Consider the following 26,710-nt stretch of genomic DNA (forward strand, 5'->3'; position numbering starts at 1 on the left):
GTACCGCGGTGCCATGACCCCACATTTACTCCGTTGATCATGGCACCCACCCCGTGGAGCCCAACCTCCACCCTCTTCGGCGCAGATCAACAGCACCCACCCGCTAAGCCGCAACGGAAGAACGAATGACCGCCACCAAGTCCGCCATGATGTCGGAAAGCGCGAAGTCCTTCGGGGTGAACACGCGAGCCGCGCCGGCGGCGAGCAGCACGGAGACATCCGCAGAAGGAATGATGCCGCCGACGACCACCGGCGCCGTCGAGCCGGCGGAACGCAGGCCCTCCAGGACGAGTGGCACCAGGGAGAGGTGCGACCCGGACAGCACGGAGAGCCCGACGAGGTCCACGTCCTCGGCGACGGCGGCGGCGACGATCTGCGCCGGGGTGAGGCGGATGCCTTGGTAGACCACTTCGAAGCCGGCGTCGCGGGCGCGTACGGCGATCTGCTCGGCGCCGTTGGAGTGGCCGTCGAGTCCGGGTTTGCCGACGAGGAACCGCGGCGGGTGGCCGAGTTCGGCGGTCAACTCCTGGACCTGACTCCGCACGTTGGACCCCGAGGCCGATGGGGAGACTCCGGCGAGACCGGTGGGCGCCCGGTACTCGCCGAACACGTCGCGGAGGGCAGCGGCCCACTCTCCCGTGGTCACCCCTGTGCGTACACAGTGAAGCGTCGCGGGCATGAGGTTCGCGGACGTCGCCGCTTCCGCGCGGAGCTGGTCCAGGGCTTCGCGGACCGCGTCGGGCGACCGCATGGCGCGCCATTCCGCGACCGCCGACGCGGCCTGTTCCTCGACGCGGGGATCGATCTGCTCGATGGCCTGCGCACCCGCGGCCGTGAGCGGCGACGGCTCCGTTTCGGTGAAGCGGTTGACGCCGATCACGACGTCGGCGCCGGACTCCATCCGCGCCCGCTTGTCGGCGAGCGAGGCGACGAGCGCGCTCTTGAGATAGCCGGATTCGACCGCCGCGACGACGCCGCCGAGGTCAAGGATCTGGGTCAACTCGGCCCGCGCCCCGGTGACGATCCCGTCCACAAGCGCCTCGACCACGTGCGAGCCCTCGAAGAGGTCGGGGTACTCCAACAGGTCCGACTCGAACGCCAGCACCTGCTGCATGCGCAGGCTCCACTGCTGGTCCCACGGACGCGGCAGGCCGAGCGCCTCGTTCCACGCGGGCAGTTGCACGGCCCGCGCCCGCGCGTCGCGCGAGAGCGTCACGCCGAGCATCTCCAGCACGATGCGCTGCACGTTGTTCTCGGGCTGCGCCTCGGTCAGGCCCAACGAATTCACTTGTACGCCGTACCGGAAGCGCCGTTGCCGCGCATCGGTGACGCCGTAGCGTTCCCGGGTGATGTCGTCCCAGAGCCGGCCGAACGCCCGCATCTTCGCCATCTCCTCGACGAACCGGACGCCGGCGTTGACGAAGAAGGAGATGCGCTGGACGACGTCGCCCATCCGCTCGGGCGCGACCTGGCCGCTGTCGCGGACGGCGTCGAGGACGGCGACCGCGGTGGCCATCGCGAAGCCGACCTCCTGGACGGGCGTGGCCCCCGCCTCCTGGAGGTGGTAGCTGCAGATGTTGACCGGGTTCCACTGCGGGGTGTTCTGCACGGTCCACGCGATCATGTCGGTGGTCAGCCGCAGCGACGGGCCGGGCGGGAAGATGTAGGTGCCTCGGGAGAGGTACTCCTTGATGAGGTCGTTCTGCGTCGTGCCGGCCAGTTTGTCGACCGGGGCGCCTTGCTCCTGGGCCACCGCGACATACAGGGCGAGCAGCCACATCGCCGTCGCGTTGATGGTCATCGACGTGTTGGCCTGCGCCAGGTCGATCCCGTCGAACAGCGCTCGCGCGTCGCCGAGGTGCGAGATCGGCACCCCGACCCGGCCCACCTCACCGGCGGCCAGTTCGTGATCGGGGTCGTAGCCGGTCTGCGTGGGCAGGTCGAACGCCACACTCAGCCCGGTCTGCCCCTTGGCCAGGTTCCGGCGGAACAGCGCGTTCGTCGCCGCCGCACTGGAGTGGCCGGCGTACGTGCGCATCACCCAGGGCCGATCCCGCTCGGGGAGTTTGCCCTCCACGCTCTCCATTCTCGGAGTCTAAGTGACCGTTAAGTAACTTGGGCCGGTGAGAAACTTCACCCGCCGCCTGTGCCGCAGCCCACTCCGCGCCGAGTTCTAGAGTGACCCGGTGACTTCCGATCTGGCGATCTCCGTCTCGGGGCTCCGCAAGTCCTACCAGGACAAGACCGCCGTCGATGGACTCGACCTGGCGGTCGCCCGGGGCGAGATCTTCGCGCTCCTCGGCCCGAACGGCGCCGGCAAGACGACCACGGTGGAGATCCTCGAAGGCTTCCGCAAGCGGGACGCCGGCTCGGTCGACGTCCTCGGCGTCGATCCCGCCCGCGCTCCGCTGTCCTGGCGTACGCGGGTGGGCGTGGTGCTGCAGGGCACCGGCGAGTTCGACGAACTCAAGGTCGGCGAGGTCGTCCGGCACTTCGCCCGGTTCTACCCGGACCCCGCCGACCCGGCTTCGGTCATCGAGCAGGTGGGCCTGGGCGACAAGGCCAACGCGCGTACGCACACCCTGTCGGGCGGGCAGAAGCGACGCCTCGACGTCGCGCTCGGCATCGTCAACCGACCCGAGTTGCTGTTCCTCGACGAGCCGACGACCGGTTTCGACCCGGCCGCCCGCCGGGAGTTCTGGGAACTGATCCGAGGGCTGCGGGCGAGCGGAACGACCATCCTGCTCACCACCCACTACCTGGAAGAGGCCGAGGAACTGGCCGACCGCGTCGGGGTGATCGCCGGCGGCCGGATGCTCGAAGTCGCCACTCCCGCTTCGCTCGGCGGACGTAACACCGCCCAGGCGACGGTCAGCTGGCGTACTCCTTCCGGCGCAGTCGGAACCGAACAGACCGACGCGCCGACCGCGGTCGTCCAGCGGCTGTCCGCGGAGTTCGGCGGCGAAGTTCCGGAGCTGGTGGTGCACCGGCCGACCCTGGAGGACATCTACCTCTCGATGATCGGAGAGCAGTCATGACGTCCTTGGCGCTCGCTCAGGGTCAGATCGAGATCAAGCAGTTCGTGCGTACGCGGGAATCGCTGGTCTTCACCCTCGTGTTCCCGGCGATCATCCTGCTCATCTTCGGCGCGATCTTCTCCGGCGACATCAACGGCATCTCGTTCAAGCAGTACTTCGCGGCGGGCATGATCGCCTCCGGGCTGATGTCCTCCGGCTTCCAGAACCTGGCCATCATGATCCCGATCGAACGGGACCGGGGCGTGCTCAAGCGCTTCCGCAGTACGCCGATGCCGAAGTGGGTGTACTTCGCCGGGAAGATCATCCAGGTGGGCGCCATCGGCTTCCTCGCCACCGTGATCCTGCTCGTCATCGGCCTGTTCTACGGCCTCAATCCGCCGTCGAGCGCGGAGAAGTGGTTCACCCTGGTGTGGGTCTGGTTCCTCGGGCTCACCGCCTGCACGCTGCTGGGCATCGCCTTCTCGGCCGCCGCGCGTACGGGGCGGAGCGGACCGGCCGTGGTCACCCCGATCGCCCTGATCCTGCAGTTCATCTCCGGGGTGTTCTTCCCGTTCACCGAACTGCCGCACTGGATGCAGCAGATCGCCGCGATCTTCCCGCTGAAGTGGATGTGTCAGGGGATGCGGGCGGCCTTCCTGCCCGACGCGTTCGCGGCGTCGGAGCCCGCGGGCTCGTTCGAGCTGGGCAAGGTGGCCTTGATCCTGGGTGCGTGGTGCGTCGTCGGGCTCATCGCGAGCCTGCGCTTCTTCCGGTGGACCACCAGGCGCGACGGCTGACGCCCCGCGTTGAGCCGCTTCGTTTCGGCGCTGGATCAGGGATCTCGGTCGAATCTTGGCCCAAGATTCGACCGAGATCCCTGATCCAGCGCGGACGGGCGCCAGCGCGGACGGGCGCCAGCGCGGACCGGGCGCCAGCGCGGACCGGGTGCCGGCGCGGACGGGCGCCAGCGCGGACCGGGCGCCGGCGCGGACGGGTGCCGGCGCGGACGGGCGCCAGCGCGGACCGGGCGCCGGCGCGGACGGGTGCCGGCGCGGACGGGCGGGCGATGCTCAGCCGACGAGGCGGCGAGCACGATCCAGTGCGTCGGCGAAGACCAGTACGCGTATCCGCCCGTCGACCCCCGTGGTCAGTGTCGACCGGATTCCAGCCGTGGCCAGGTGCTCTCGCACGAGGTCGGCGTCGACCCGGTCTCGGCAGCTCGCGACCGGGACGAGCAGGCCGTAGTCGTCGGGGCGGGACGAGATCGACGGGCGTGCCGCAGCCGCCGCCTCTTGCCGGCGCAGAGCCCGATGCAGCAACAGGGCCAGGAGGCCGGTGACCATCAGGGCGACCACCGGACCTATCACATAAGGGCCGTCCAGCGCGAGCATGGCCACAGTCTGCCACTGTCTGGTCGCTCTCCGCATCAGATCGCGAGAACGGCTCTCATTAGCGGCATTTGTCCGATTCCCCGCTCGTACGCCTCCGCGGCAGAGCGCCGCTGAAGGCTCGTTAAGGTGGGGCCATGACGAAGAAGCTGACGGTCATCGGCGCCGGGCTGATGGGCTCCGGCATCGCGCAGGTGGCGGCCCAGGCCGGGTGGGACGTGACCCTGCGAGACCTGGACACCGCCGCGACCACGCGCGGCCTGGACGCCATCAAGAAGTCCCTCGACAAGTTCGCCGCCAAGGGCACGATCACCACCGGCGACGCCGAGGCGGCGCTGGCCCGGATCACGCCGGTCACGGAGCTGGAGGCGGCTGCCGACGCCGACATCGTGGTGGAGGCCGTCTTCGAGTCCATCGAGGTCAAGCAGGAGGTCTTCCGGGCGCTCGACGGCATCTGCAAGGACACCACCGTCCTGGCGACCAACACCAGCGCCATTCCGATCACGCAGATCGCCGCCGTGACCTCCCGCCCCGAGGCCGTCGTCGGAACCCACTTCTTCTCCCCTGTGCCGATGATGAAGCTCTGCGAGCTGGTCCGGGGCCTGAAGACCACCGACGAGACGCTGGCGACCGCCCGAAGCTTCGCCGAAGAGGTGGGCAAGACCTGCATCGTCGTCAACCGGGACGTCGCCGGATTCGTCACCACGCGGCTGATCGCGGCGCTCGTCGTGGAGGCGGTCAAGCTCGTCGAGAACGGCGTCGTCTCCCCCGAGGACCTCGACATCGCCTGCAAGCTGGGCTTCGGCCACGCGATGGGGCCGCTGGCCACCACCGACCTGACCGGCGTCGACATCCTCGCCCACGCCGCCCGCAACATCTACACCGAGACGGCCGACCCGAAGTTCTTCCCGCCGGAGCTGCTCCAGCGGATGGTCGCCGCCGGAGACCTCGGCCGCAAGACCGGCAAGGGCTTCTACAGCTACTAGTCGATCACCTACTTCCGGGCGTGATCAGGGCGGCGCGGACGCGACACACCGGCCGATCACGCCCGTCAGTTCATGATCGCGCCCTAAAGCGGGGGCGGGGCGCCGCGCCTAAAGGGTGGAGGTCGGGAGGGCGGCGGGGTTGACGGTGAGCAGCCCGCCGTCCACGCGGTACTCCGACCCGGTGACGAACGACGAACGCGGCCCGGCCAGGAACGCCACCACCTCGGCGACCTCAGCCGGCGCGGCGACCCGGCCAAGAGGATGCCGAGCACCCCACTCCTCGATCGTCTCCTCGACGGTGGACGAGCCTTTGAACAGGTCGGCCGCCCAGCGCAGCATCGGGGTGTCGACTGATCCGGGGCAGACGACGTTCGCCCGGACTCCGTCTGCGGCGTAGTCGAGGGCGATCGACTTGATCAGCGCGTTCACCCCTGCTTTCGAGGTCGCGTACGCCGCGACGCGTTGCTGGGAGGCGAAGGCCTGCACGGAGGAGACGGCGACGATCGTGCCGGCTCGCCGGCGCAGTTCGGGCAGGGCGGCCTGGCACGCGTTGAACACTCCGGTCAGGTTCACTGACAGCACCTCGTCCCACAGCTCCGGCGAGGTCTCCTCCACCGTTCCGTACCGCTGAATGCCGGCACTCGTGACGAGGATGTCGACGCCGCCGAAGCGGGACACGGCCAGCGAAACCAGGGCCTGCATGTCGGGCAGCGACCGCACGTCCAGCGAACGGCCGACGACGCGGTCGGAGTCCACCGCAGCGCCGACTCCACAGTAGACAACGGCGGCCCCCGCAGCGGACAAGTGGGCCACGACCGCCTCGCCGATGCCCGCCGAGCCGCCGGTCACGACCGCGACCTTCCCCGCGAACTCGCTCACGAAAGACCTCCCAACAGGTGCGCGGACCACTCCAGGGTCCGCCGTTCATACGGGTCCAACCGCAGCGCGGTGCCGTTGCGGACGGCTTCGGCCAGTCCGTCGGTCGGATAGCTGGAGAACGGTTCGAGCCCCAGCACGTAGGCGCGTCCCCACCACGGGTAGTCGACGGTCGCGCCCAGCTCCTGCCACAGCCACAGGTACGGCAGCACCGACGCGTCCCAGTCGACGCGCAGTCCGTGACCGTCGGGTGCGGTGATCTCGTACCAGGAGGCGCCGTGCAGATACACGATGTCGCTCGGCCCACCGCGTTCCGGCACGACGGACAGATCGGTCGTGCCCTCGGCAACCGCGGCCACGACCGGCCAGGTGCCCCGGCCGGGAAGGACCCGCCGACCGGCCGGATGGATAGCGGTCTCGTGCGGAAGGACGGTGACGCCGGAGGGCAGCCGGATGCGGTGCCCCGGTGCCAGGAACGGCTCGCCGAAGGTGATGTGCTGGCCCCACATCGCCTCGATCTCGACCGGCGCGAGGTTCGCCAGCTCCTCGGCGAACTCCAGGCCCCGGCCCCGCAGGCGGACCGTCTTGGTCACCCTCAGCGGGAAACGCGCGGTCTCGACGGTGAAGATCACACCCTCTTCGATCATCTGGTACGCCCAAGGCACGCCACTGACCTCACCGTGCTGGGACAGCTCAGCGCCCCGATAGTGGCAGGGAGCGCCCCCGTTGGGCAGCACCTCCTGCCAACCGCCCGGATAGGTGTCGAGGAAGGCGGCGACGGGATCGGGTGCGCCGCCCGGCACGGCCGCGCGCCGTCCCATCGGCGACCGCCAGGCGAGGTCGATCCCCCGCGCCTTGTCGAACAGCTCGACCAGGTCGGATCCCTTGTCCGGCAGGAACACCGCGCGCAGGTGCTCGTTCTCCAGCACGACCGTTCTCACGACAGCACCACCGTCATGACGGATCGGCCCAGCGATCGTTCGGGATCAGCGGATACCAGTCGGGCCGGCCAGGGTCACGGTCGTACGGGTAGCCGCCCAGCTCTTTGTAGAGTTCGGCATACTCGGCGACCTTGGCGCGGTCCAGCGTCACGCCCAGCCCCGGTCCGGTCGGCACCGGGATGGTGCCGTCCTCATAGGACATGAGGCCGCCGGTGATGACGTCGTCGCGCAGGTGGTGATAGTGCGCGTCGGCGGCGTACGCCAGATTCGGCAGCACCGCGCCCAGGTGCAGCATCGTCGCGAGCTGGATGCCCAGTTCACCGGAGGAGTGCACGGCCACCCCGAGCTGGAAGGTCTCGCAGACGCCGGCCGCCTTGACGCAGGGCCGGATGCCGCCCCAGAACGTGGTGTCCAGCAGGATCACGTCGACTGCGGGGTCCCGGACGTTGGTGGCCAGCTGTTCGAGGTTGACCACGACCGTGTTGGTCGCGAGCGGGATGCCGAGGTCGCGCAGTTGCCGCATCCCGTTCAGGCCCCAGGTCGGGTCCTCCAGGTAGTCGTTGGGCAGATCCGCGATCGCCTGGCCGAAGCGCCGGGCCTGGCCGACGGAGAGCGCGGCGTTGGGGTCATATCGCAGCTTGTCGCCGGGAACGGCGTCGGCCAGCGCCCGATAGCACTCCAGCTCGTAGTCGGGATGGAACACCCCGCCCTTGAGCTTGTGCACGGTGAACCCGTGCTTCCGCTTCAGCTCCACCGCCTCGGCGGCCAGCTGCTCCGGCGTACGCACCTCGCCCTCGCCGGCGTCGTTGGCGTACCGGAAGAAGAGGTAGGAGGCGAACGGAACCCGGTCGCGCAGCTTCCCGCCGAGCAGGTCGTAGACCGGTACGCCCAAGTGCTGCCCGATGACGTCCAGGCAGGCGAACTCGATGGCGGCGTGCAACTGGGTGCGGTTGTTGTAGAGGCTGGCCGTGGGATTGGTGATGGCGAACCGCAGCGCCTCCAGCTGGAACGGATCATGCCCCGTCAGGTACGCCTTGAGCCCCCGGATGGCGGCTTCGGCGCTCTCCCCGCCCCCGCCCAGCTCACCGAGGCCGATGAGCCCGGTGTCGGTCTCGACTTCGACGATCGTGCGGACGAAGCGGCCCCAGTGCGCACCGTTCGAGTGCCGCAACGGCGCTTCGAGCGGCACTGTCACGGTGGTGGCCCGGATGTCGGCGATTTTCACAGTTCACCTTCCAGATCCACCGAGAGCGCGACGAAGGCCCCGGCGGGCACGGTCACCTGGATGCCACCGTCGACCACCGGCACCTCCTGCTGCGCCAGTTCCAGCGACGTGCCGAGGTACGCCCGCGAAACGGCTTGAGGTAGGCGTACCACTGTGTCGACGGCGGCGGACGAGACGGACCGGAGGTAGACGACGAGCGAGTGGCCGCGCAGCGAACGGCCGAGCGACGACACGTGCACGTCTGGCTGGTCGACCTCGGCGAACGAGAGCGTGGCGGGCGTCCGGGGCGTGCCGGTCAGCGGCACAGCCAGGAACGGGTCGACGAGCCCGGCGGCGGCGCGGACCCCGGCGGCCGAGCCGCTCGGGCCGGAGGTGATCGCGTAGCGGAAGGTCGTCTCGCCCTGCTGTTGCGCGGGGAAGTTGGTGTCCCAGATGTTGTTGAGCGCCCAGGAGTAGAGCGTGCCGGGCTCGGCCGGACTGGGCTGGACGGTCGGCGGGAAGGGCGCGTAAGGCAGGTAGAGGTCACCGAACATGACCAGCGGAGCCTCCAGCGTGGCCCAGCCGAGGCTCAGCTCCCCGTCGTCGAACTCGACCCAGTGCCGGATCGGCTGCATGTGGTCGGCCGCGCCGGGGACGGTCGGCATGGTCGGGCCGCCGACGCCGCCGGTCAGTTCCCACGCCTTCGGCGCGCCCGTCGCGAACGGGTACGCGAAGAAGACGCTCTCCTTGGCCGGAGCGCCCCGCTTGTAGAGCGTGTTGGTGATGTCGACGCGGGGTACGCCCGCCGGGAGCGTGATCGTCGTCCGCAGCCAGTCGATCCCGTCGCCATCGAGCTGGACCTCCAGCGTCTCGCCCGCCGCAGTCCGTTCGGCGCGGTTGATCGACGCCCGGCGGCCCAGCGTACGCCCGGCCAGCAGCGCGTCGTGCTCGTGCGCCTCGATGTGCCCGCTGAGGTGGTTGATGTGCGGCGCGGTCGAGTACTTGTCGTACACGTACTGGTTGAGCCCGGCGTACGCGTCTTTGTTGACAAGCTCCCGACCAGCACGTTTGTCGAAGACGCTCGCGATGACGCCCGCCTTCAGGTCGTACTCGACCCGGAAGAACTCGTTCTCGACGACGGCGCCGATCTCGCTCGCCGGTGCCGGACCGGTGCCGGGGACGACGTCGAACCGGACCGCTCCGAACGCCGGAACGGCGGACGCCGAGAAGATGAGGCGGCGGCCGTAGGGCCGGGTCGGCCACTCCTCGGGGCGTACCACCTCTTCGTGATGGGGCACGGGTTCGCCGGTCCGTCCGTCCACAACCGACACGGCCACGTCGAGCGGCACGGTGCTGGCCGGAAGGAACGCCGTGGCGACGTCGGTCCGCTCCGCGGCTCCCGGGTTGTGGATCAGGAAACCGGCCGCGGTCCCGCTCGCGGGCGCGAACCGAGCGCCGAGACGGCGCAGCCCCGCGTGCCGCAGATCCTCGGCGTCATCGGCTCCCGAGTACGCCAGTTCGCACTTGCGCGCCCACTGGAGTCCACCGGAGTCGAAGCCGTCCTCGTGGTCGTGCCACGGATTGGCCGCGCCCCACGTGTGCTCGTCGAACAGGCCCAGCTTGTCGTAGACCGCGTCCACCGGCTTCGAGCCATCCACACCGGCCAGCGTGTGCAGCGTTTCCGCGTGGCGTACGGCGTGCTGGGCGCGGCGGGCGTACCCGAGGGGCCGGGCGCCCGAGCCGAGCCCGTCGGCCCACCAGTCGGTCCAGTCCCCGGTGTGCTCCGGTACGCGATCCCCGAACGACTCCTCGGCGGCGGCGAAGAACTCCGAATTCGTCGCCATCCGCAGCTTCGGGAACTCGTACGCCGCGTTCCATTCGCGGATGATCGACGGCGGCAGGATGGACGGGCCGGCGTTGTCGGCGTTGCCGCCCTGAACCCGCAGATGCAGCAGGTCATACGGGTACGGCTGCCGGGTGATCTGGTCGTCGGCCAGTCCCGACCAGCCGAACGCCTCGGGACCGTAGGGGAACGGCCGTCCGGACAACGCGTCCAGGTAGCCGGGCAGCAGGTCGACCGCGGCCGGGAAGCTCTCGGCCAGCCCGACGACGTTGCCCTCCATGTAGGCCATGCCGTGCGGGGTGTCGGTGAACCACACGAGCACCCGGTTCCCGGCCGGTGACCGCCACCAGAACGGGCGGCCCAGTTCCTGGCCGCCCCGCAGGAACGGCACCGATCGCCCGGCCCAGTTGTGCGCGGCGCTCAGGTAGCGCACGCCCGACGCGGCCAGCGCGTCCACGAACCCGACGACCGCGCCGGGCACGTCGGTGTGCATGGCGGAGGTGATCGGGATGCCGTGTTCCTCCCGCAGCGCGTCGGTGAAGCGCAGCAGCCGATGCAGTTCCTCGGTCGAGCACGCCTCGGTGTGCAGCTGGAACGGCATCGCCGTCACCTCGATGCGCCCACTCCGGGCCAGCTCGACGAACCTGTCCACTGCCGACTTCGCGCGCGCTTGGAGCCAGCGGCGTACCGGGAGCGCTGACTCGACGCTCCACCGGAACCGCGCGTCGTCCGGCCAGTCGTCGGTCTGCCCGGCCAGCTCGACCGCCTCGTCGAGATACTCCAGGTGGTTGCGCAGCACCACGCCCTGCCGGTCGGTGTACCCGATGTCCAGGTGCGAGTGATGCACGACGTAGACCGTCCACTTGCGCTGCGCGGTGACGGTCACGGTCGCCTCGCCCAGGTCCTTTTCCACGAGCGTGTACGCCGTGGGCCGATCCACCTCGGGCACCCAGAAGTCGTGGCCGGCTCCGTCGGCGATGCGCTCGGTCTGTGCCGCCATCGTCACGGTCACCGGCGCCCCCTGCGCCGCCACGCGTACGGCTTGGACCAGGCCGTCCGCCGTCCGCCGGAACAGCGGCAGCGGTTGGGCGTACACCTTGACGCCCCGGCCCGTCAGCACGGGCGCGGTATGGGTCGCGCGGAGGGTGGCCCGCATGTCGTCGTAGGTCGGCGAACCGAGGCTCGCGCGCAACAGTCGCGTGGTCATGCTTGCCTTTCTTTTTCCCCGCCGATCAGTATTGGCCGAGCGCCAAGCCGCGGGCGAACAGCCGCTGGGTCAGCAGGAACAGCAGGATCGTCGGGAGGGAGATGAACAGACCGGCGGCCAGGACCACCGGGATGGACTTCCCGCCGTACGCGCTCGACAGCGAGCTGACGGCGGTCATGATCGGCCGGACCGATTCGCTCTGCGACAGCGTCAGGCCGAAGAGCAGGTCGTTCCAGATGAAGGTGAACTCGAGGATGAAGACCGCGCCGAGTGCGGGCAGCGCCATCGGCAGGTAGATCCGCCAGAAGATGCGCCAGCTGGACGCCCCGTCCGTCCGCGCCGCCTCATAGATCGAGTACGCGATCCCCGTGAAGAAGTTACGCAGCACGAACGCGGCCAGCGGTACGCACACCGCCGTGTAGATCAGGATGAGCCCGGATCGGGTGTCGTAGAGCATGTTGGTGCTGTAACCGAGGAACAGCGGGATGATCAGCATCTGGGTCGGGAAGATCGTCCCGCCGAAGATCAGCATGAACCACCAGAACCCGGCTCGCAGCCGCAGCACGACGATGGCGTACCCGGCGAGGGCGCCGAGCAGAACTCCGGCGGCGGGCGAGACGATCGCGTAGAGAGCGGTGCTCCCGATGCTCTCCCCGAGTTGCGCGGCCTCCCAGGCGATCTTGACGTTCTCGACGAAGCCGAACCCGGACGGTGTCCAGATTTTGTCCGCGTCGTACTCGGTGGCCGGCCGGGTCGCGTTCACCAGCAGCAGATACGTCGGCAGCAGCCAGATCAGGCCGAGCACCACGAGCACCGCTCTGCGCACGAAGCCGCTCATGCGAGGCCCTCCTTCGACGTGGACATCTGGCGGCGGAGGTAGACGAACGACACCAGGCCGGTGACCAGGCTGAGCGCGAAGGCGACCGCCGCGCCGTAGCCGTACTCGGCCGAGACGAAGGCGTCCCGGTACATGGTCACGGCCAGCGTCTCGGAGTTGCGTCCCGGCCCGCCCTGTGTGGTGACCCAGACGATGTCGAACGTCTTCAGGCTGGCCACCAGCGACAGCCCGACCACCACCGTGGTGAGCGGGGCCAGCAGTGGCCAGGTGACGCTGCGGAACAGCCGCCAGCCGGAGGCGCCGTCCAACCGGGCCGCCTCCTGCGGTTCCTTCGGGATCGACTGCAGGCCGACCAGGAACAGCAGCGCGTTCACCCCGGCCTGTTGCCAGGTCAGCGCGATGATCATGGCGATCGTGTTGGCCGGTTCCTCGACCAGGAAGCGGGTATGCGCACCGGGTAGTCCCAGCGCGCCGAGCACGTCGTTCGCGGCTCCCCCGGACTGCAGGATGAAGCCCCAGATCACCGCCAGTCCCGCGCCGGAGAGGGCGTACGGGAGGAGGAAGGGCAGGCGGAACCAGGTGCCGCCCTTGATCCCGTAGGACAGGACCGCGATGAGCAGACCGAGCGCGACCGGCAGGACAGTCGCTCCGACCGCCCACAGCAGCGTGTTGCGGACGGACGTGGTGAGCGCCGGGTCGTCGAGGAACCGGCGGAAGTTCTCCAGCCCCACGAACGACGCCGGATTCAACCCGTCGTAGTCGGTGAAGCCGAGGTACACCGTGTAGAGGAAGGGCAGGTAGAGCAGCCCGGCGACGATGAGGACGGCGGGCGACACGAAGCCGTAGCCGCCGAGGCGGTCCGCCTTGCTCCGACCGCCTCGGCGGCTACGAGTCGTCATCTCACTTACCGGCCTTCGCCCAGTAGTCGTCGGCCGCCTTCTGCAGCGTCGCCAACTGCTTCTGGTAGTCCGCGGGCTTGACCGTGAACGCCCCGAAGGCGTCCAGCGCGGCGGTCAGCACCGGCGCCGGCACCAACTCGAAGAAGCGGCTGGCCAGGGCGACGTCCGAACCGCCCGCCGACTGGTTGATCGCGTTGAGTGCCGGATCCGGGATCGTGACCTTCGGGTTGGCCGACACGTCGCCGCGCGAGGTCGCCCACTTCTCCTGCGCCGCGGGCTCCAGCCACCACTGCGCGAACTTCAGGCTCGCCGCCTTGTCCGGAGCCTTGTCCAGGACGCACAACGGGCCGCTCTCGAACAGCAGGGTGTTCTTCGTGTTGGCCGGGTTCAGGTTCGGGATGGTGAACATGCCGTAATCGGTTCCGGGCTTGAGCCCGACCTGGGTCATGCTCGTGTTGAACCAGGTTCCGAAGGGCGCCATCGCGACCTTGCCCGACTTCAGCAGCTCCTGCGGCTCGGTCTTGTCGCCCGGGTCGGACATGTAGCCCGAGTCGATCAGCGACTTCCACTGCTCCATGACCTTGACGACGCCCGGATCGGTGAACTTCGCCTTGCCGGTGCCGAGGTCGTTGTAGAGCTGCGGGTCCTGGCCGATGAGCAGCTGCTGGAACCACACGAAGCTGAACAGCTGCGAGGTGCCGTAGAACGGCGTGACGCCCTTGGCCTTGAGCTTGGCGGCCGCGTCCATCATGTCGGCCCAGGTCTTCGGCGGCTGCACGCCGGCGTCGTCGAAGACCTTCTTGTTGTAGAACATCACCCAGTACGCGACGTTCAGCGGTACGCAGTACTGCTTGCCGTCGAAGGTGTAGTACTGCTTGAGCGACTCGGGCAGGTAGCCCTTGCCGATGGCGTCGGTCCACAGCGACGAGGTGTCGGCGACCTGCCCGGCCTTGACGATCTCCTCGAGCTGTGCGCCGGTGTGCCAGGTGAACAGGTCCGGCTTGACGTTGGTGCGGAAGGACGCCTTGATGAACGCGTCGTAGGTGTTCGCGTCGGTGTATCCGACCGGCTCCATCCCCAGCCCGATCTGCTGCTGGGACAGGGTGCCGATCTCCTTGAAGTAGGGCGACCAGGCGCCCTTGTCGTTGTAGAGCTTCAGCTGGGTCTTGCCTTCGGTCTTCGAGTCGCCACCGGAACCGCAGGCCGACAAGGCCAGGGCCGCGGTGACGACGACCGCCGTGAGCAGTCGCGTACGCCGCACGGTTATCGCCTTTCTAAGGGGACGGTTCGCTCTCCTGCCGGGCGTGCTTGGCTGTAACACCGGCGCGCTCTGCGGGGACGACTTCGTCGTCTCCTCGAGCCAGCGCTACCACTGCCTTCACGTCGTCGAGATGACGGCGCATCAGATCACTGGCGAGCTGCACGTCGCCGGCCTCGATGGCCTCGAGGACGGCACGGTGCTCGTCGTAGTCGCGTACCCGGTCGTCGAAGAGCTGGAGGATCTCGCGTTGTTCGCCGGCGTGGACGAACAGGAGGGAGTCGACGACCTCGCGAAGCACCCCGTGACCGCTGGCGGCGGCCACCGCCCGGTGGAAGGCCATGTTGGCCTCGTGCAACGCTGCGTCGTCGCCGGACGCGCCGGCCAGGTGACGTTGCGCCGTGGCGAGCAGCTCACGCAGATCCGCCAGGCGTTGGGGGTCGCGGCGGGCGGCCGCGAGTCCGGCGAGATAGGGCTCCATCAGCGCCCGCGCGTCGAGCAGTTGGATCAGCTGCTCGCCGCGGGGCTCCGGAACGTTCGGGTTCGGCAGGACGAGACGGTCGACCGCCTCGCTGACGTAGACGCCGGAACCGTGCCTGATCTCGATCGCCCCGGTGGTCTGCAGCCGGCGCAGGGACTCCCGCACCGTCGGCATGGCCACCGCGAACCGCTCGGCGAGCGCCCGCGTCGAGGGCAGCCGGTTTCCCGGACGCAACCCCTGGTCGCGGATCAACTCCATGATCCGTTCGGTCAGCGAGTCGGACAGGCTCTGGCGTACCAGCTCCCCCATCTCGGTCTCCTTCGTAGCTCGGTTCGCCCCTAGGGCGCGAGCTGGACTTCGACGAACCGTGGTCGGTACTTGGTCACGTCTTCCAGCACATCGGTGAAGGTAAGGCTGTTGACGTTATAGGTGATGACCACTGTGTCGTCACGCCGGAGCTCCGGGTGTTCGTGCGCGTTGTAGGTGATCACGTCCGGATCGCCGTAACTGCCGAACAAGCCGCTCTCCGGCATCGTGTGGAGGAGCCGCCGGTCACCGAACGGGCCGGTCGGCGACGGGGCCGTGTAGCCCACGATCTCGTTGCTGAACAAGGTGTTCGTGTCCTGCGTGACCAGCAGCCACCGGTCTCGCCACGGCGTCACGCTGTACTCGTTGCCGACGCCGGCCATGACGCGAGCCGAGTCCTGTTCGGACGCCGACCAGCCGTCGCCGGTGAAGTACTCCCACGGCCGCCGCAGATCGTCGCCGGCGACCCGGGCGACGTGCATGTACTTCGTGAGGCCGAGATCCTCGACACCGTGCACATAGGTGTGCCCGCCGATGCGCTGCAACCAGCTCGCCCACTGCACGGTGGCCGCGGACGGCATCGGGTGCACGCTCTTGACGGCCAGCGTCGCGATGTCGAACCGGGCCAGGACGTTCTCCTTCCAGGCCCAGTCCCACATCCCCGGCCCGAACCGCTCGAACCGCAGGAACATCACGTTGAGCGCGCCCGCGCCGAGGTATGCGCCGCCGAGCCAGTACCAGGAGTCGGCCTGGTCCGGCGACAGGATCGCGGCCGGCTCGGCCGCCGTGCCCCCGTGGATCGTGGTCATCGTGCCGCCCCGCTGCACGACGAAGGTGTTGTTGACGATCGGGCTGTCCGCCGGCCGCGACCCGTCGGGGTCGACGGTGCCGAGGAACGTGTCCGAGAAGAGCCAGAGCTGGCGATCGCCGGGAAGCCGGACCGAGTACGTCGAGTCCGCTCCCGTCCAGCCGCGCCCGCTGTTTCCGTAAGCGGTGAAGGCCTGGGTAAGCCGTTCGGCGATGCCGGGGGCACCGGCCGCGGCGGCCGGCCCGGGCAGCGCCAAGGCGGCGACCGGGGCCGCGGCCAGCCCGGCGAGCAGGGTACGCCGGGCGACGGGATGGTCCATGTGCCGCTCCTCTGCACTGAGGGGGTCAAGTGACCAAGTGATCAGATCACTTGTTCACCACGGCGACAAGATCCCGCAACCGAGCCGTTATAGAAAGAGCGACGCCGATATCGACGCCGCTCACGTGATCGCGCTGGATCAGGGATCCGGGTCGAATCTTGGCGCAAGATTCGACCGTGATCCCTGATCCAGCGAGGGAAAGTCGCTACTACTCGAAGGTGTATTCGGGATCGGGCAAGGCTTCCAGCCGCTCCGCCCGTACGCCGAGCGCCATCAGGTCGCCGACGAAGTCCGGGTAGCCCCGGTCGATGTGATGCGCATGGCGTACCGTCGTGGCCCCGTCGGTGCAGAGACCCGCGATGGCCAGGCCCGCGCCCGCGCGGATGTCGGTCGCGCGGACCTCGGCGGAGGAGAGCAGCGGCCGCCCGCGGACCACGGCGTGGTGGCCGTCGGTCTTGATCTCCGCACCGAGCCGGACCATCTCCTGCACGAACATGAACCGCCCGTCGAAGATGTTCTCCGTGATCATCGATACGCCGTCGGCGACGGCGGCCAGGCCGATGGCCATGGGGAGGAGGTCGGTCGCGAAGCCCGGATAGGGCAGCGTCACGATGTCGACCGCGCGCGGGCGTTGATCCATCTGTACGCGCAACGCATCGGGCCGGGTCTCGACGAGCCCGCCGGCCTGCGCGATCTTGTCGAGGGCGATGTCGAGGAAGTGCGGATCGATGCCGGTGACAGTGACGTCGCCTTGGGTCATCGCGGCGCCGAACGCCCAGGTGCCGGCCACGATGCGGTCGCCGACGGTGGCGTGCCGGACCGGCCGGAGCGCGTCCACTCCCTCGATGACGAGCTTCGAGGTGCCCGCGCCCTCGATCCGCGCGCCCATCTCGGTGAGCATGCGGCAGATGTCGACGATCTCCGGCTCCCGGGCGGCGTTGTCGATCTCCGTGACGCCCTTGGCGAGCACCGCCGCCATCAGGAGGTTCTCGGTCGCGCCGACGCTCGGGAAGTCGAGCCAGATCTCCGCCCCGCGCAGCCCGAACGGCGCCTCGGCCAGCACGAAACCGTGCTCACTGCCGACCTCGGCGCCCATCCGGGCCAGCCCGGCGACGTGCATGTCGAGTCCCCGGGACCCGATCGCGTCACCGCCCGGATGCGCCACCCGGGCCTTGCCACAGCGTGCGAGCAACGGCCCCAGGACGCAGATGGACGCCCGCAGCCGCCGGACGAGGTCGTAATCCGCCTCGTGGTGCAACTTCCCCGGTACGCCGATCTCGACCGTGCCGCTGCCGTCCAGGGCGGTCTCGAACCGCACGTCCGCCCCGAGTCGCCGCAGCACCTCGCCCATCAAGGCGATGTCTGTGATCCGGGGAACGTTGGTGATGGCGCTGGGCCCCTCGGCGAGCAGGGCGGCGGCCATGAGTTTGAGGGCGGAGTTCTTCGCGCCGACGACGCCGACCGTGCCGTTCAGGCGGGCCGGGCCGGCCACTCTGATCACGTCCACGTCCGCCATCGTAGGCAGGCTGCCGCCGTTCCCCCAGCCGTCGTCGGCAGGCCGCGTGAGTACGCTGCTGTGCATGGCCGTTCACCTCACCCGCATCTACACCAAGACCGGCGACGCCGGAACCACCGCGCTCGGCAACGGCGAGCGGGTGGCGAAGACCGACCCACGGATCGGCGCGTACGCCGATGTGGATGAGTGCAACGCCGCACTGGGCGTCGCATTGGCTCTGGGCGAACTGCCTGACGACGTTCGCGCCGTGCTCACCTTAGTCCAGAACGATCTGTTCGATGTGGGCGCAGACCTGTGCAACCCGATCACCCCCGATCCGAAGTACCCACCGCTCCGGGTCACCGCCGACTACGTCACCCGCCTGGAAGGCTGGTGCGACGAGTTCAACGCGCGGCTGGCGAAACTGGATTCGTTCGTGCTGCCGGGTGGTACCCCGGGCGCGTCGTTGTTGCACGTCGCGCGTACGGTCGCCCGCCGCGCGGAACGGTCGACGTTCGCCCTGCTGGAGGCGGATTCGGAGCGGACCTCCACGCTCCCGGCCCAATATCTCAACCGGCTCTCCGATCTGTTGTTCATCCTGTCCCGGGTGGCGAACTCGGACGGGACTGGTGATGTGAAGTGGGTCCCGGGCGGGTCCCGCTGACCGGCCGCCCATCAGGCACGGCTTGATCAACTCGGCGATCCGGCCCGACGGACCAAGATCGTCGCTAGGTTGAGGTGATGGCGGATGCGATCCTCGCCGAAGGCCTCGTCAAGCAGTATGGCAGCGTGACCGCCCTCAACGGGCTGGACTTGCGCGTACCCGAGGGAACCGTCCTCGGATTGCTCGGGCCGAACGGCGCCGGAAAGACCACGTCGGTGCGTGTCATCACCACGCTGCTGCGGCCCGATCGCGGCCGCTGTCTGGTGAACGGCATCGACGTGGTCGAGCGGCCGCATGAGGTCCGCAAGATCATCGGCGTGAGCGGTCAGTACGCCGCGGTCGACGAGTACCTGACCGGCCGCGAGAACCTGGAGATGATCGGCCGGCTCTACCACCTGGGCAAACGGACCGCCCGAGCACGAGCCGAGGAGCTGCTCGAACGGTTCAATCTGACGGAGGCGTCCAGCCGCCCGGTGAAGACCTATTCCGGCGGGATGCGCCGCCGGCTGGACCTGGCCGGGGCCCTGGTGATCTCGCCGCCGATCATCGTGCTCGACGAGCCCACGACCGGCCTGGACCCGCGAGGCCGGATGGGCATGTGGGACGTCATCAGCGAACGCGTCCGGGCGGGCTCGACCCTGCTCCTGACCACGCAGTACCTCGAGGAGGCCGACCAGCTCGCCGACGACATCGTCGTCATCGACCGCGGGCAGGCGATCGCGCACGGCACGCCGGACGAGCTGAAGAAGGAGGTCGGCGGGGAACGCCTGCAGGTGACCGTCGGCAACCGAGCCGAGACGCAGATCGCCAAGGACATCCTCAGCCAGGTCTGCGCCGGTCCGGCGACCGTCGTCGACCATCAGGTCACCGCGCCCATCACCAAGGGCGCCTGGACCCTGATCGAGGCGGTACGCCGTCTCGACGCGGCCGGCGTCGAACCGGTCGACATCGGCATCACCCGGGCCAGCCTCGACGACGTCTTCATGAAGCTGACCGGCACCACGGCCGAGGCCGAGGCGGAGGAGGCGGAGAATCGATGAGCACCGCGGAGCGTTTGCGCGAGCCGCCAGGAGTGCGGTCAGTCACGGGTGCGCTGGCCGACGGCTGGGTCGTCGCGAAGCGGAACCTGATCAAGATCAAGCGAATCCCCGACCTGCTGATCTTCTCGACCATCCAGCCGATCATGTTCGTGCTGCTGTTCGCGTACGTGTTCGGCGGGTCGATCATCATCCCGGGAATCTCCTACCGGGAGTACCTGATGCCGGGCATCTTCGTGCAGACCGTCGCCTTCGGGGCCGGCATCACCGCCATCGGCCTCGCCGACGACCTGCAGAAGGGCATCGTCGACCGATTCCGGTCGTTGCCGATGTCGCGGGCAGCGGTGCTGGTCGGGCGGACCACCTCCGACCTGATCAACAACATCTTCGTCGTGGTGGTCATGTCGGTCACCGGTCTGATCGTCGGCTGGCGCATCCACACCGGCGTCCTCGACGGGATCTACGGCTTCCTCCTGCTATTCGCCTTCGGGTACGCGATGAGCTGGATCAGCGCCGTCATCGGCCTGTCGGTGAAGTCGGTCGAGGTCGCCCAGAGCGCCGGGTTCATCTGGATGTTCCCGCTGACGTTCCTGTCCAACGCCTTCGTCTCCACCGCCACTCTGCCCGGCTGGCTGCAGCCGGTCGCCGAGTGGAACCCGATCTCGTCGATGGTGCTGTCCCTGCGCAAACTCTGGGGCAACGTCTCGTCCGACCCGGTCTACAACGGCAGCGGTTTCCCCGCGGAACACGCGATCCCGCTCGCGATCGGCTGGATCGCGCTCATCCTGATCATCTTCGTGCCGCTGGCGATCTCCCGCTACCGCAAGGCCGCCTCCCGCTGAGGCGGGTCAGGTGAGATGGGAGGGGCCGGGCGGGGCCGACTCGTACCAGGACAGGAACCCGGTGACGACCGTCGGCGACATGGCGATCTCGACCAGCTTGTCGTCCGGGAGCGGATCGGGCTGCACCGCCCGCGTCGGGCGCAACAGCCGCACGACGACCCACTCGGCCGGCACGAGGACCTGCTCGGCGGAGCTGGGCGTACGCCGGCCGACCAAGGACAGGTCCCGCCGGCGCAGGATCCGGCGCGGCCGCGGCGAGAAGCTGAACATGCGATACCAGCGAAGCTCGTCGCCGGCGAAACGAGCGAAGCCCGGCGCCCAGCCCCGTCCCTCGACCATCATGCCCAGTCGCATGTAGATCTCGACGGTGCCGCCACGCCGGGCGAACCACTCACGACGCAGGAAAAGCGTCGCCAGGAGCAGGAATACAACGATCAGGCCGACTGCGATCGCCTTGAGGATCCCCATCGGCCGCTGCGCTTGAGACTCAGTGCCGGTCTGCGGCCGAAGCCGGAGAGCATTCCTCGGCGAGGACCGTGACGCCTTCGCCGGTCACGGAGATGAACCCGCCCGTGACGTTCCAGACCTGGGTGTCGCCGCCGGCGAGCTTCAGGCGTACCTGGCCGGGCTCGGCGAGCTGGCCCAGCATCGGGGCGTGACCGGGCAGCACACCCAGCTCGCCCTCGGTCGTGCGGGCGGTCACCAGCTCGGCGGTGCCGGTGAAGATGCGCTCCTCGACGGCCACCAGCTCGACGCGGAGTTCCTTCGCCACGTCCCCACCTTTCCTGACTGACTAGAGGCGCGGGCGACGTCACCGCCGCCCGCGCCCGGAAGAACTACTTGGTGAGCTCGCGGTAGTTGCGCTCGAGGTCGTCGAGGCCACCGCACATGAAGAAGGCCTGCTCCGGGACGTGGTCGTAGTCGCCCTGAGCGATCTTCTTGAACGCCTCGACGGTCTCCTTGACCGGCACGTCCGAGCCGTCCACGCCGGTGAACTGCTTGGCGGCGTGCGTGTTCTGCGAGAGGAAGCGCTCGATCCGCCGCGCGCGGCCGACCGTGACCTTGTCCTCTTCGGAGAGCTCGTCCATACCGAGGATGGCGATGATGTCCTGCAGGTCGTTGTACTTCTGCAGGATTCGCTTCACCTCGGAGGCGACCGCGTAGTGCTCGGCGCCGACGTACTCCGGGGCCAGGATTCGCGACGACGAGGCCAGCGGGTCCACGGCGGGGTAGATGCCCTTGTCGGACACCTTCCGCTCGAGGTTGGTCGTGGCGTCGAGGTGCGCGAACGTGGTCGCCGGGGCCGGGTCGGTGTAGTCGTCGGCGGGGACGTAGATCGCCTGCAGCGAGGTGATCGCGCGACCCCGGACGGAGGTGATCCGCTCCTGCAGCTCACCCATCTCGTCGGCCAGGTTGGGCTGGTAACCCACGGCGCTCGGCATCCGGCCCAGCAGGGTGGACACCTCCGAACCCGCCTGGGTGAACCGGAAGATGTTGTCGATGAAGAGCAGCACCTCCTGGTTCGCGACGTCACGGAAGTACTCCGCCATGGTCAGCGCCGAGAGGGCCACCCGCAGACGCGTACCCGGGGGCTCGTCCATCTGGCCGTAGACCAGCGCGGTGTCCTTGAGCACGCCCGCGTCGGTCATCTCGTGGATGAGGTCGTTGCCCTCACGCGTACGCTCGCCGACACCCGCGAAGACCGAGGTGCCACCGAAGTTACGCGCGACCCGGATGATCATCTCCTGGATGAGCACCGTCTTGCCGACGCCCGCACCGCCGAACAGACCGATCTTGCCGCCCTTGACGTACGGGGCGAGCAGGTCGATGACCTTGATGCCGGTCTCCAGCATCTCGGTCTTCGGCTCCAGGTCGGCGAAGGCCGGGGGCTTGCGGTGGATCTCCCACCGCTCGCCGACCTCGTACTTCTCGCCGGCCTTGAGGTTCAGGACATCGCCGATCACGTTGTAGACGTGACCCTTGGTGATGTCACCGACCGGGACGGAGATGGCCGAACCGGTGTCGGCGACCTCCTGGCCGCGGATCAGGCCGTCGGTGGGCTGCATCGAGATGGCCCGCACGACGTTGTCGCCGAGGTGCTGCGCGACCTCCAGCGTCAGCGTCTTGGCGCCCTCGGCCAGCGTCACCTCGACCTTGAGCGCGTTGTAGATCTCCGGCATCGCGTCGCGCGGGAACTCTACGTCGACGACCGGGCCGATGACCCGGACGACCCGACCGACGCCCGTCTTGGTGTCAGTAGTCATCATTCACTCCCCGCCGCCGCGAGCGCGTTCGCGCCGCCGACGATCTCACTGATTTCCTGGGTAATCGCGGCCTGCCGCGCGGAGTTCATCTCGCGCGTCAGCACCTTGATCATTTCTTCCGCGTTGTCGGTCGCACTCTTCATCGCCCGCCGGCGCGAGGCCGACTCGCTGGCCGCCGAGTCCAGCAACGCCGCGTAGATCCGCGTGTTGATGTACTTCGGCAGCAGCGCGTCGAGCAACGCGTCCGCGTCCGGCTCGAACTCGTACGCCGGCAGCAGCACGCCCGCCTCTTCGGCGGTGCGCTCCTCGACCTGCATCGGAGCCAGCTCGGTCGCGGTCGGCGTCTGCGACATCAGCGACTTGAACTGCGTGTAGACCACGTGCAACTCGTCGACTCCGCGTACGCCGTCGGCGCCGTGGTCGTCGTCGGTGTCGTCCGCGCCCGCCACGAACGCCTTGATCAGCGTCTCGCCGACCTCCCGGGCGTTGTCGAAGCGCGGCTGCTCGGAGAAGCCCGACCAGCTCGCCTCGATCTCGCGTCCCCGGAACCGGTAGTACGAGATCGCCTTGCGGCCCACCACGTAGAGGAGGACTTCCTTGCCCTCTTCCTTGAGCTTCGCGATGAGCTGCTCGGCGGTCTTGATCGCGTTGGCGTTGTAGCCGCCGCACAGACCCCGGTCACTGGTCACCAGCAGCACCCCCGCCCGGCGCACGACCGGACGCGGGGTGAGCAGCGGGTGATCGATGTTGGCGTTGCTCGCGAGCGCGGTCAGGACATGGGTAATCGCCCGGGCGTACGGCAGCGAAGCGGCCACCCGCTCCTGCGCCTTGGCGATGCGGCTGGTCGCAACCAGCTCCATCGCCTTGGTGATCTTCTTCATCGAGCGGGTCGTGCGGATCCGCCGACGAAGAGTCCGTACCTGTCCAGCCATGGGATTACTTCTTCTTCGGGGTGGGCACGACCCGCGTCACGGTCTCCGCGCCCTCACCCTCGAGAGCCTCGGCCGGGGCGTCGTGCACCACGACCTTGTCGTCGCTGGCGAGGAACATGCTCTTGAACTTGACGACCGCCTCGTCCAGCGCGGCGACCACGTCGTCGTCCCAGGTGCCGCCCGCGATCGTGTCCAGCGTCGAGGCGTGCGAGTGCCGCAGGTACTGCAGGAACTCGGCCTCGAAGCGGCGGATCTCGCCCACCGGGACGTCATCGAGCTTGCCCTCGGTGCCGGTCCAGATGGACACGGTCTGCTCGGCCGCCGGGTACGGCGAGAAGGCGGGCTGCTTGAGCAGCTCGACCAGTCGCGAACCCTTGTCCAGCTGCGCGCGGGAGGCCTTGTCCAGGTCGGAGGCGAAGGCGGCGAACGCCTCCAGCTCACGGAACTGGGCCAGGTCCAGCCGCAGGCGGCCGGCGACCTTGCGCATCGGCTTCTCCTGCGCGGCGCCACCGACCCGGGAGACCGAGGTACCGACGTTGATCGCCGGCCGGACACCCGAGTTGAACAGGCCTTCCTCGAGGAAGATCTGGCCGTCGGTGATGGAGATGACGTTGGTCGGGATGAACGCCGAGATGTCACCGGCCTTCGTCTCGATGATCGGCAGACCGGTCATCGAACCGCCGCCCAGCTCGTCGGACAGCTTCGCGCAGCGCTCCAGCAGCCGGGAGTGCAGGTAGAAGACGTCACCCGGGTACGCCTCACGGCCCGGCGGGCGACGCAGCAGCAGCGACACGGCGCGGTACGCCTCGGCCTGCTTGCTCAGGTCGTCGAAGATGATCAGGACGTGCTTGCCGGCGTACATCCAGTGCTGGCCGATGGCCGAGCCGGCGTACGGGGCGAGGTACTTGAAGCCGGCCGGGTCGGAGGCGGGCGACGCGACGATGGTGGTGTACTCCATCGCGCCGTGCTCTTCGAGGGTGCCCTTGACCGACGCGATGGTGGAGGCCTTCTGGCCGATCGCGACGTAGATGCAGCGGACCTGCTTCTTCGGGTCGCCCGACTCCCAGTTCGCCCGCTGGTTGATGATCGTGTCCAGGGCGATGGTGGTCTTGCCGGTCTTCCGGTCGCCGATGATCAGCTGACGCTGACCACGGCCGATGGGGGTCATCGAGTCGATGGCCTTGATGCCGGTCGCGAGCGACTCGTGCACGCTCTTGCGGACCATGACGTTGGGGGCCTGTACCTCGAGTTCGCGGCTGCCCTCGCTCTCGATCTCGCCGAGGCCGTCGATCGGCTCGCCGAGCGGGTTGACGACCCGGCCGAGGAACTTGTCGCCGACCGGGACGGAGAGCACCCGGCCGGTCCGCTTGACGGTCTGGCCTTCCTCGATGCCCTCGAACGGGCCGAGGACGACGACACCGATCTCCCGGACGTCGAGGTTCTGCGCGACACCGAGGGTGCCGTCGGCGAACTCCAGCAGCTCGTTGGCCATGGTCGAGGGCAGGCCCTCAACCTTGGCGATACCGTCACCGGCCTCGGTGACGATACCGACCTCCTCACGGGAGATCTCCGGTGTGTACGAGGAGACGAAGCGCTCCAGCGCTCCCCGGATCTCCTCGGACGAGATGGTCAGCTCGGCCATCCTCAGCTTCCTATCGGTGTCGTGGTGCTCGAAAATTCGTCTGTCTGTGCCGATCGCGGCAGCTCAGGCTCGCGCCTCCAGCGTGCCCGGTCCGGCGCTACTTGGCCGCCAGCGCGTTGCGCACGTCACTCAGCCGGCGCGACACGGTGCCGTCGTAGAGGTCGGAACCGACCAGGACCCGCGCCCCGCCCAGCACCTTCGGGTCGACGGTGACCTTGAGGGCCACCTCCCGACCGTACCGCCGGGCCAGCGCCTCGCCGAGTTTCGCCTCGTCGGCGTCGCTCATCGGCTGGGCGACGGTGACGTACGCGACGCTCCGGTCCCGCTGTTCGGCCGCCAGCTCGACGAGCCGGGTCAGCGCACCGGCGAACGACCGTCCGCCGAAGCCCTTGACCGCCTCCTTCGCCAGCAGCACGGTCGCCGGCTTGGCTTTGCCGTTCAGCAACTGGTCGACGAGGTCGAACCGGCGCTGCACCGGAGCGGTCGAGTCACCGATCGCAGCCGCCAGCGCGGAGTCGCCGCCAGCGATCTGGCCGAACCGGAACAGTTCGTCCTCGACCTCGGCGAGTTCTCCGGCTCGGTCGGCCGCGACGACGAGCGCCTCGACGCCCAGTCGCTCGGTCCCGTCGAGCAGGTCGACCGGGCTGGACCAACGGCCCGCGACCAGGGAACCGAGCAGGTTCTGCGCGGTCGCCCCGATCTGCCCGCCGAGCAGCCCGACGAGCAGCTGCGAGCGCTCCTCACCCGTACGCGCGGGGTCGGAGACGGCCCGCCGCAGTCGCGGCTCGGCCCGCAGCAGCCCGGCCACGGCGAGGATCTCCTCCGCCGCCGTCGCCAGCGCCGACGCGTCGGTCAGCTGCTCCAGCTCGGCCCGGGTGGCCGCGTAGGACTCCCGGCTGGCTCCCTGCATCAGCGCGCCCCCGCCAGATCCGAGAGGAACCGGTCGACGGTGCCCTTACGACGGGCCTCGTCCTCCAGCGACTCACCGACGATCTTGCCGGCCAGGTCGACCGCCAGGGTGCCGATCTCGCCCCGCAGCTCGTTGATGATGGACTGCCGCTCCGCGGCCAGGGCTTCCCGGCCGGTCGCGATGATCCGGTCGCGCTCCTGCTGGGCCTGCGCCTGGATGTCGGCACGGATGCCCTCGGCGTCCGCGCGGGCCTCGTCACGGATGCGAGCAGCCTCGGTCCGCGCCTCGGCGAGCTGGGCCTTGTACTGGTCCAGCAGCGCGTTGGCCTCGGCCTGGGCCCGCTCGGCCCGCTCGATGCCGCCCTCGATCGCGTCGACTCGTGCTTTGAAGGTCTTCTCCATCTGCGGGAAGACGTACTTCATCAGCACGAAGCAGAGCACGCCGAAGGCGATGGTGCCGACGACCAGTTCCTGCCAGATCGGCAGGACGGGGCTCGGCGTGTGGTCACCCTCAGCAAAAAACATGATGTACCTCCGGTCTCAGGCCGGGTCCG

General features: G+C 68.9%; 25 protein-coding genes. 6 read left to right on the plus strand and 19 right to left on the minus strand.

Annotated elements, in window-relative coordinates; genetic code table 11:
* Positions 1 to 103: 103 nt before the first annotated feature.
* On the minus strand, positions 104 to 2,086 hold the full coding sequence (locus tag AB0H43_RS34715; protein ID WP_360006571.1) for a protein meaA: 1,983 nt from the start codon (positions 2,084 to 2,086) through the stop codon (positions 104 to 106).
* 100 nt (positions 2,087 to 2,186) lie between these two features.
* On the opposite strand from AB0H43_RS34715, the gene AB0H43_RS34720 reads away from it, so the two are divergent.
* Together AB0H43_RS34720 and AB0H43_RS34725 are read left to right on the plus strand one after the other, a co-directional pair.
* The gene (locus AB0H43_RS34720; RefSeq protein ID WP_360006573.1) at positions 2,187 to 3,038 is read left to right on the plus strand and encodes an ABC transporter ATP-binding protein; all 852 of its coding nucleotides are present in this window, start codon (positions 2,187 to 2,189) and stop codon (positions 3,036 to 3,038) included.
* Positions 3,035 to 3,814, plus strand: coding sequence for an ABC transporter permease (locus tag AB0H43_RS34725; protein ID WP_360006576.1), 780 nt, complete (start codon positions 3,035 to 3,037; stop codon positions 3,812 to 3,814). Before AB0H43_RS34720 ends, AB0H43_RS34725 begins: the two co-directional genes overlap by 4 nt.
* Positions 3,815 to 4,087: 273 nt before the next feature.
* On the opposite strand, the gene AB0H43_RS34730 is transcribed toward AB0H43_RS34725, so the two are convergent.
* Complete coding sequence (locus AB0H43_RS34730; protein ID WP_360006579.1) at positions 4,088 to 4,408, minus strand: hypothetical protein; 321 nt, start codon at positions 4,406 to 4,408, stop codon at positions 4,088 to 4,090.
* Positions 4,409 to 4,542: 134 nt separating this feature from the next.
* On the opposite strand from AB0H43_RS34730, the gene AB0H43_RS34735 reads away from it, so the two are divergent.
* Positions 4,543 to 5,391: a 3-hydroxyacyl-CoA dehydrogenase family protein gene (locus AB0H43_RS34735; protein ID WP_360006582.1), complete on the plus strand. Its 849-nt coding sequence runs from the start codon at positions 4,543 to 4,545 to the stop codon at positions 5,389 to 5,391.
* A gap of 108 nt (positions 5,392 to 5,499) precedes the next feature.
* Here AB0H43_RS34735 and AB0H43_RS34740 read toward each other — a convergent pair whose 3' ends face one another.
* The 10 genes from AB0H43_RS34740 to murA all read right to left on the minus strand — a co-directional run bounded on the left by AB0H43_RS34740 (position 5,500) and on the right by murA (position 17,887).
* On the minus strand, positions 5,500 to 6,270 hold the full coding sequence (locus tag AB0H43_RS34740; RefSeq protein ID WP_360006584.1) for an SDR family oxidoreductase: 771 nt from the start codon (positions 6,268 to 6,270) through the stop codon (positions 5,500 to 5,502).
* Complete coding sequence (locus AB0H43_RS34745) at positions 6,267 to 7,208, minus strand: DUF4432 family protein (RefSeq protein ID WP_360006587.1); 942 nt, start codon at positions 7,206 to 7,208, stop codon at positions 6,267 to 6,269. The genes AB0H43_RS34740 and AB0H43_RS34745 overlap by 4 nt, the downstream gene beginning before the upstream one ends.
* Positions 7,209 to 7,221: 13 nt before the next feature.
* Positions 7,222 to 8,433, minus strand: a complete 1,212-nt coding sequence (locus AB0H43_RS34750) for an enolase C-terminal domain-like protein (RefSeq protein ID WP_360006590.1) — start codon at positions 8,431 to 8,433, stop codon at positions 7,222 to 7,224.
* Positions 8,430 to 11,462, minus strand: coding sequence for a hypothetical protein (locus tag AB0H43_RS34755; RefSeq protein WP_360006593.1), 3,033 nt, complete (start codon positions 11,460 to 11,462; stop codon positions 8,430 to 8,432). The genes AB0H43_RS34750 and AB0H43_RS34755 overlap by 4 nt, the downstream gene beginning before the upstream one ends.
* 25 nt (positions 11,463 to 11,487) lie before the next feature.
* Complete coding sequence (locus AB0H43_RS34760) at positions 11,488 to 12,300, minus strand: carbohydrate ABC transporter permease (protein WP_360006596.1); 813 nt, start codon at positions 12,298 to 12,300, stop codon at positions 11,488 to 11,490.
* Entirely contained in the window at positions 12,297 to 13,199 is a 903-nt protein-coding gene (locus AB0H43_RS34765; protein WP_360006598.1) for a sugar ABC transporter permease, read from the minus strand. The genes AB0H43_RS34760 and AB0H43_RS34765 overlap by 4 nt, the downstream gene beginning before the upstream one ends.
* Position 13,200: 1 nt before the next feature.
* Complete coding sequence (locus AB0H43_RS34770) at positions 13,201 to 14,460, minus strand: extracellular solute-binding protein (RefSeq protein ID WP_360006601.1); 1,260 nt, start codon at positions 14,458 to 14,460, stop codon at positions 13,201 to 13,203.
* 13 nt (positions 14,461 to 14,473) lie between these two features.
* The gene (locus tag AB0H43_RS34775) at positions 14,474 to 15,247 is read right to left on the minus strand and encodes a FadR/GntR family transcriptional regulator (RefSeq protein ID WP_360006604.1); all 774 of its coding nucleotides are present in this window, start codon (positions 15,245 to 15,247) and stop codon (positions 14,474 to 14,476) included.
* Between the two features lie 29 nt (positions 15,248 to 15,276).
* A complete protein-coding gene (locus tag AB0H43_RS34780; RefSeq protein ID WP_360006607.1) occupies positions 15,277 to 16,371 on the minus strand; it encodes a DUF4185 domain-containing protein in 1,095 nt (364 codons plus the stop codon).
* A gap of 208 nt (positions 16,372 to 16,579) precedes the next feature.
* The gene (gene murA, locus AB0H43_RS34785; RefSeq protein WP_360006898.1) at positions 16,580 to 17,887 is read right to left on the minus strand and encodes a UDP-N-acetylglucosamine 1-carboxyvinyltransferase; all 1,308 of its coding nucleotides are present in this window, start codon (positions 17,885 to 17,887) and stop codon (positions 16,580 to 16,582) included.
* Between the two features lie 64 nt (positions 17,888 to 17,951).
* Here murA and AB0H43_RS34790 point away from each other — a divergent pair, with 64 nt between their 5' ends.
* The 3 genes from AB0H43_RS34790 (at position 17,952) to AB0H43_RS34800 (ending at position 20,409) form a co-directional block, all read left to right on the plus strand.
* The gene (locus tag AB0H43_RS34790) at positions 17,952 to 18,530 is read left to right on the plus strand and encodes a cob(I)yrinic acid a,c-diamide adenosyltransferase (RefSeq protein WP_360006610.1); all 579 of its coding nucleotides are present in this window, start codon (positions 17,952 to 17,954) and stop codon (positions 18,528 to 18,530) included.
* Positions 18,531 to 18,607: 77 nt separating this feature from the next.
* Entirely contained in the window at positions 18,608 to 19,570 is a 963-nt protein-coding gene (locus AB0H43_RS34795) for an ATP-binding cassette domain-containing protein (RefSeq protein WP_360006613.1), read from the plus strand.
* Positions 19,567 to 20,409, plus strand: coding sequence for an ABC transporter permease (locus AB0H43_RS34800; protein WP_360006616.1), 843 nt, complete (start codon positions 19,567 to 19,569; stop codon positions 20,407 to 20,409). Before AB0H43_RS34795 ends, AB0H43_RS34800 begins: the two co-directional genes overlap by 4 nt.
* Before the next feature lie 6 nt (positions 20,410 to 20,415).
* Here AB0H43_RS34800 and AB0H43_RS34805 read toward each other — a convergent pair whose 3' ends face one another.
* From AB0H43_RS34805 to AB0H43_RS34835, 7 genes are all read right to left on the minus strand, one after another.
* Entirely contained in the window at positions 20,416 to 20,877 is a 462-nt protein-coding gene (locus AB0H43_RS34805) for a DUF2550 domain-containing protein (RefSeq protein WP_360006619.1), read from the minus strand.
* 19 nt (positions 20,878 to 20,896) lie between these two features.
* Positions 20,897 to 21,181 (minus strand): F0F1 ATP synthase subunit epsilon, encoded by a 285-nt coding sequence (locus tag AB0H43_RS34810; protein WP_253757385.1) that lies wholly within the window; start codon positions 21,179 to 21,181, stop codon positions 20,897 to 20,899.
* A 64-nt stretch (positions 21,182 to 21,245) separates the two neighbouring features.
* Positions 21,246 to 22,673: a F0F1 ATP synthase subunit beta gene (atpD, locus tag AB0H43_RS34815; protein WP_360006622.1), complete on the minus strand. Its 1,428-nt coding sequence runs from the start codon at positions 22,671 to 22,673 to the stop codon at positions 21,246 to 21,248.
* On the minus strand, positions 22,673 to 23,605 hold the full coding sequence (locus tag AB0H43_RS34820) for a F0F1 ATP synthase subunit gamma (RefSeq protein ID WP_360006625.1): 933 nt from the start codon (positions 23,603 to 23,605) through the stop codon (positions 22,673 to 22,675). Before AB0H43_RS34820 ends, atpD begins: the two co-directional genes overlap by 1 nt.
* A gap of 4 nt (positions 23,606 to 23,609) precedes the next feature.
* The gene (gene atpA / locus AB0H43_RS34825) at positions 23,610 to 25,247 is read right to left on the minus strand and encodes a F0F1 ATP synthase subunit alpha (protein ID WP_360006628.1); all 1,638 of its coding nucleotides are present in this window, start codon (positions 25,245 to 25,247) and stop codon (positions 23,610 to 23,612) included.
* A 97-nt stretch (positions 25,248 to 25,344) separates the two neighbouring features.
* Positions 25,345 to 26,157 carry a F0F1 ATP synthase subunit delta gene (locus AB0H43_RS34830; RefSeq protein ID WP_360006631.1) on the minus strand — a complete coding sequence of 271 codons (813 nt, stop codon included), beginning with the start codon at positions 26,155 to 26,157 and terminating at the stop codon, positions 25,345 to 25,347.
* Positions 26,157 to 26,681, minus strand: coding sequence for a F0F1 ATP synthase subunit B (locus tag AB0H43_RS34835; RefSeq protein ID WP_360006634.1), 525 nt, complete (start codon positions 26,679 to 26,681; stop codon positions 26,157 to 26,159). The genes AB0H43_RS34830 and AB0H43_RS34835 overlap by 1 nt, the downstream gene beginning before the upstream one ends.
* Positions 26,682 to 26,710: the final 29 nt, after the last annotated feature.

It is taken from the genome of Hamadaea sp. NPDC050747 (assembly GCF_040654195.1).
GTDB lineage: Bacteria > Actinomycetota > Actinomycetes > Mycobacteriales > Micromonosporaceae > Hamadaea.

Coding starts and splice junctions, on each gene's coding strand:
- AB0H43_RS34775 (WP_360006604.1), bottom strand. CDS start 15,247: ATGGGGGAGCTGGTACGCCAGAGCCTGTCCGACTCGCTGACCGAACGG.
- murA (WP_360006898.1), bottom strand. CDS start 17,887: ATGGCGGACGTGGACGTGATCAGAGTGGCCGGCCCGGCCCGCCTGAAC.
- atpD (WP_360006622.1), bottom strand. CDS start 22,673: ATGACTACTGACACCAAGACGGGCGTCGGTCGGGTCGTCCGGGTCATC.
- AB0H43_RS34725 (WP_360006576.1), top strand. CDS start 3,035: ATGACGTCCTTGGCGCTCGCTCAGGGTCAGATCGAGATCAAGCAGTTC.
- AB0H43_RS34830 (WP_360006631.1), bottom strand. CDS start 26,157: ATGCAGGGAGCCAGCCGGGAGTCCTACGCGGCCACCCGGGCCGAGCTG.
- AB0H43_RS34790 (WP_360006610.1), top strand. CDS start 17,952: ATGGCCGTTCACCTCACCCGCATCTACACCAAGACCGGCGACGCCGGA.
- AB0H43_RS34715 (WP_360006571.1), bottom strand. CDS start 2,086: ATGGAGAGCGTGGAGGGCAAACTCCCCGAGCGGGATCGGCCCTGGGTG.
- AB0H43_RS34730 (WP_360006579.1), bottom strand. CDS start 4,408: ATGCTCGCGCTGGACGGCCCTTATGTGATAGGTCCGGTGGTCGCCCTG.
- AB0H43_RS34760 (WP_360006596.1), bottom strand. CDS start 12,300: ATGAGCGGCTTCGTGCGCAGAGCGGTGCTCGTGGTGCTCGGCCTGATC.
- atpA (WP_360006628.1), bottom strand. CDS start 25,247: ATGGCCGAGCTGACCATCTCGTCCGAGGAGATCCGGGGAGCGCTGGAG.
- AB0H43_RS34755 (WP_360006593.1), bottom strand. CDS start 11,462: ATGACCACGCGACTGTTGCGCGCGAGCCTCGGTTCGCCGACCTACGAC.
- AB0H43_RS34820 (WP_360006625.1), bottom strand. CDS start 23,605: ATGGCTGGACAGGTACGGACTCTTCGTCGGCGGATCCGCACGACCCGC.
- AB0H43_RS34835 (WP_360006634.1), bottom strand. CDS start 26,681: ATGTTTTTTGCTGAGGGTGACCACACGCCGAGCCCCGTCCTGCCGATC.
- AB0H43_RS34780 (WP_360006607.1), bottom strand. CDS start 16,371: ATGGACCATCCCGTCGCCCGGCGTACCCTGCTCGCCGGGCTGGCCGCG.
- AB0H43_RS34735 (WP_360006582.1), top strand. CDS start 4,543: ATGACGAAGAAGCTGACGGTCATCGGCGCCGGGCTGATGGGCTCCGGC.
- AB0H43_RS34765 (WP_360006598.1), bottom strand. CDS start 13,199: ATGACGACTCGTAGCCGCCGAGGCGGTCGGAGCAAGGCGGACCGCCTC.
- AB0H43_RS34800 (WP_360006616.1), top strand. CDS start 19,567: ATGAGCACCGCGGAGCGTTTGCGCGAGCCGCCAGGAGTGCGGTCAGTC.
- AB0H43_RS34795 (WP_360006613.1), top strand. CDS start 18,608: ATGGCGGATGCGATCCTCGCCGAAGGCCTCGTCAAGCAGTATGGCAGC.
- AB0H43_RS34805 (WP_360006619.1), bottom strand. CDS start 20,877: ATGGGGATCCTCAAGGCGATCGCAGTCGGCCTGATCGTTGTATTCCTG.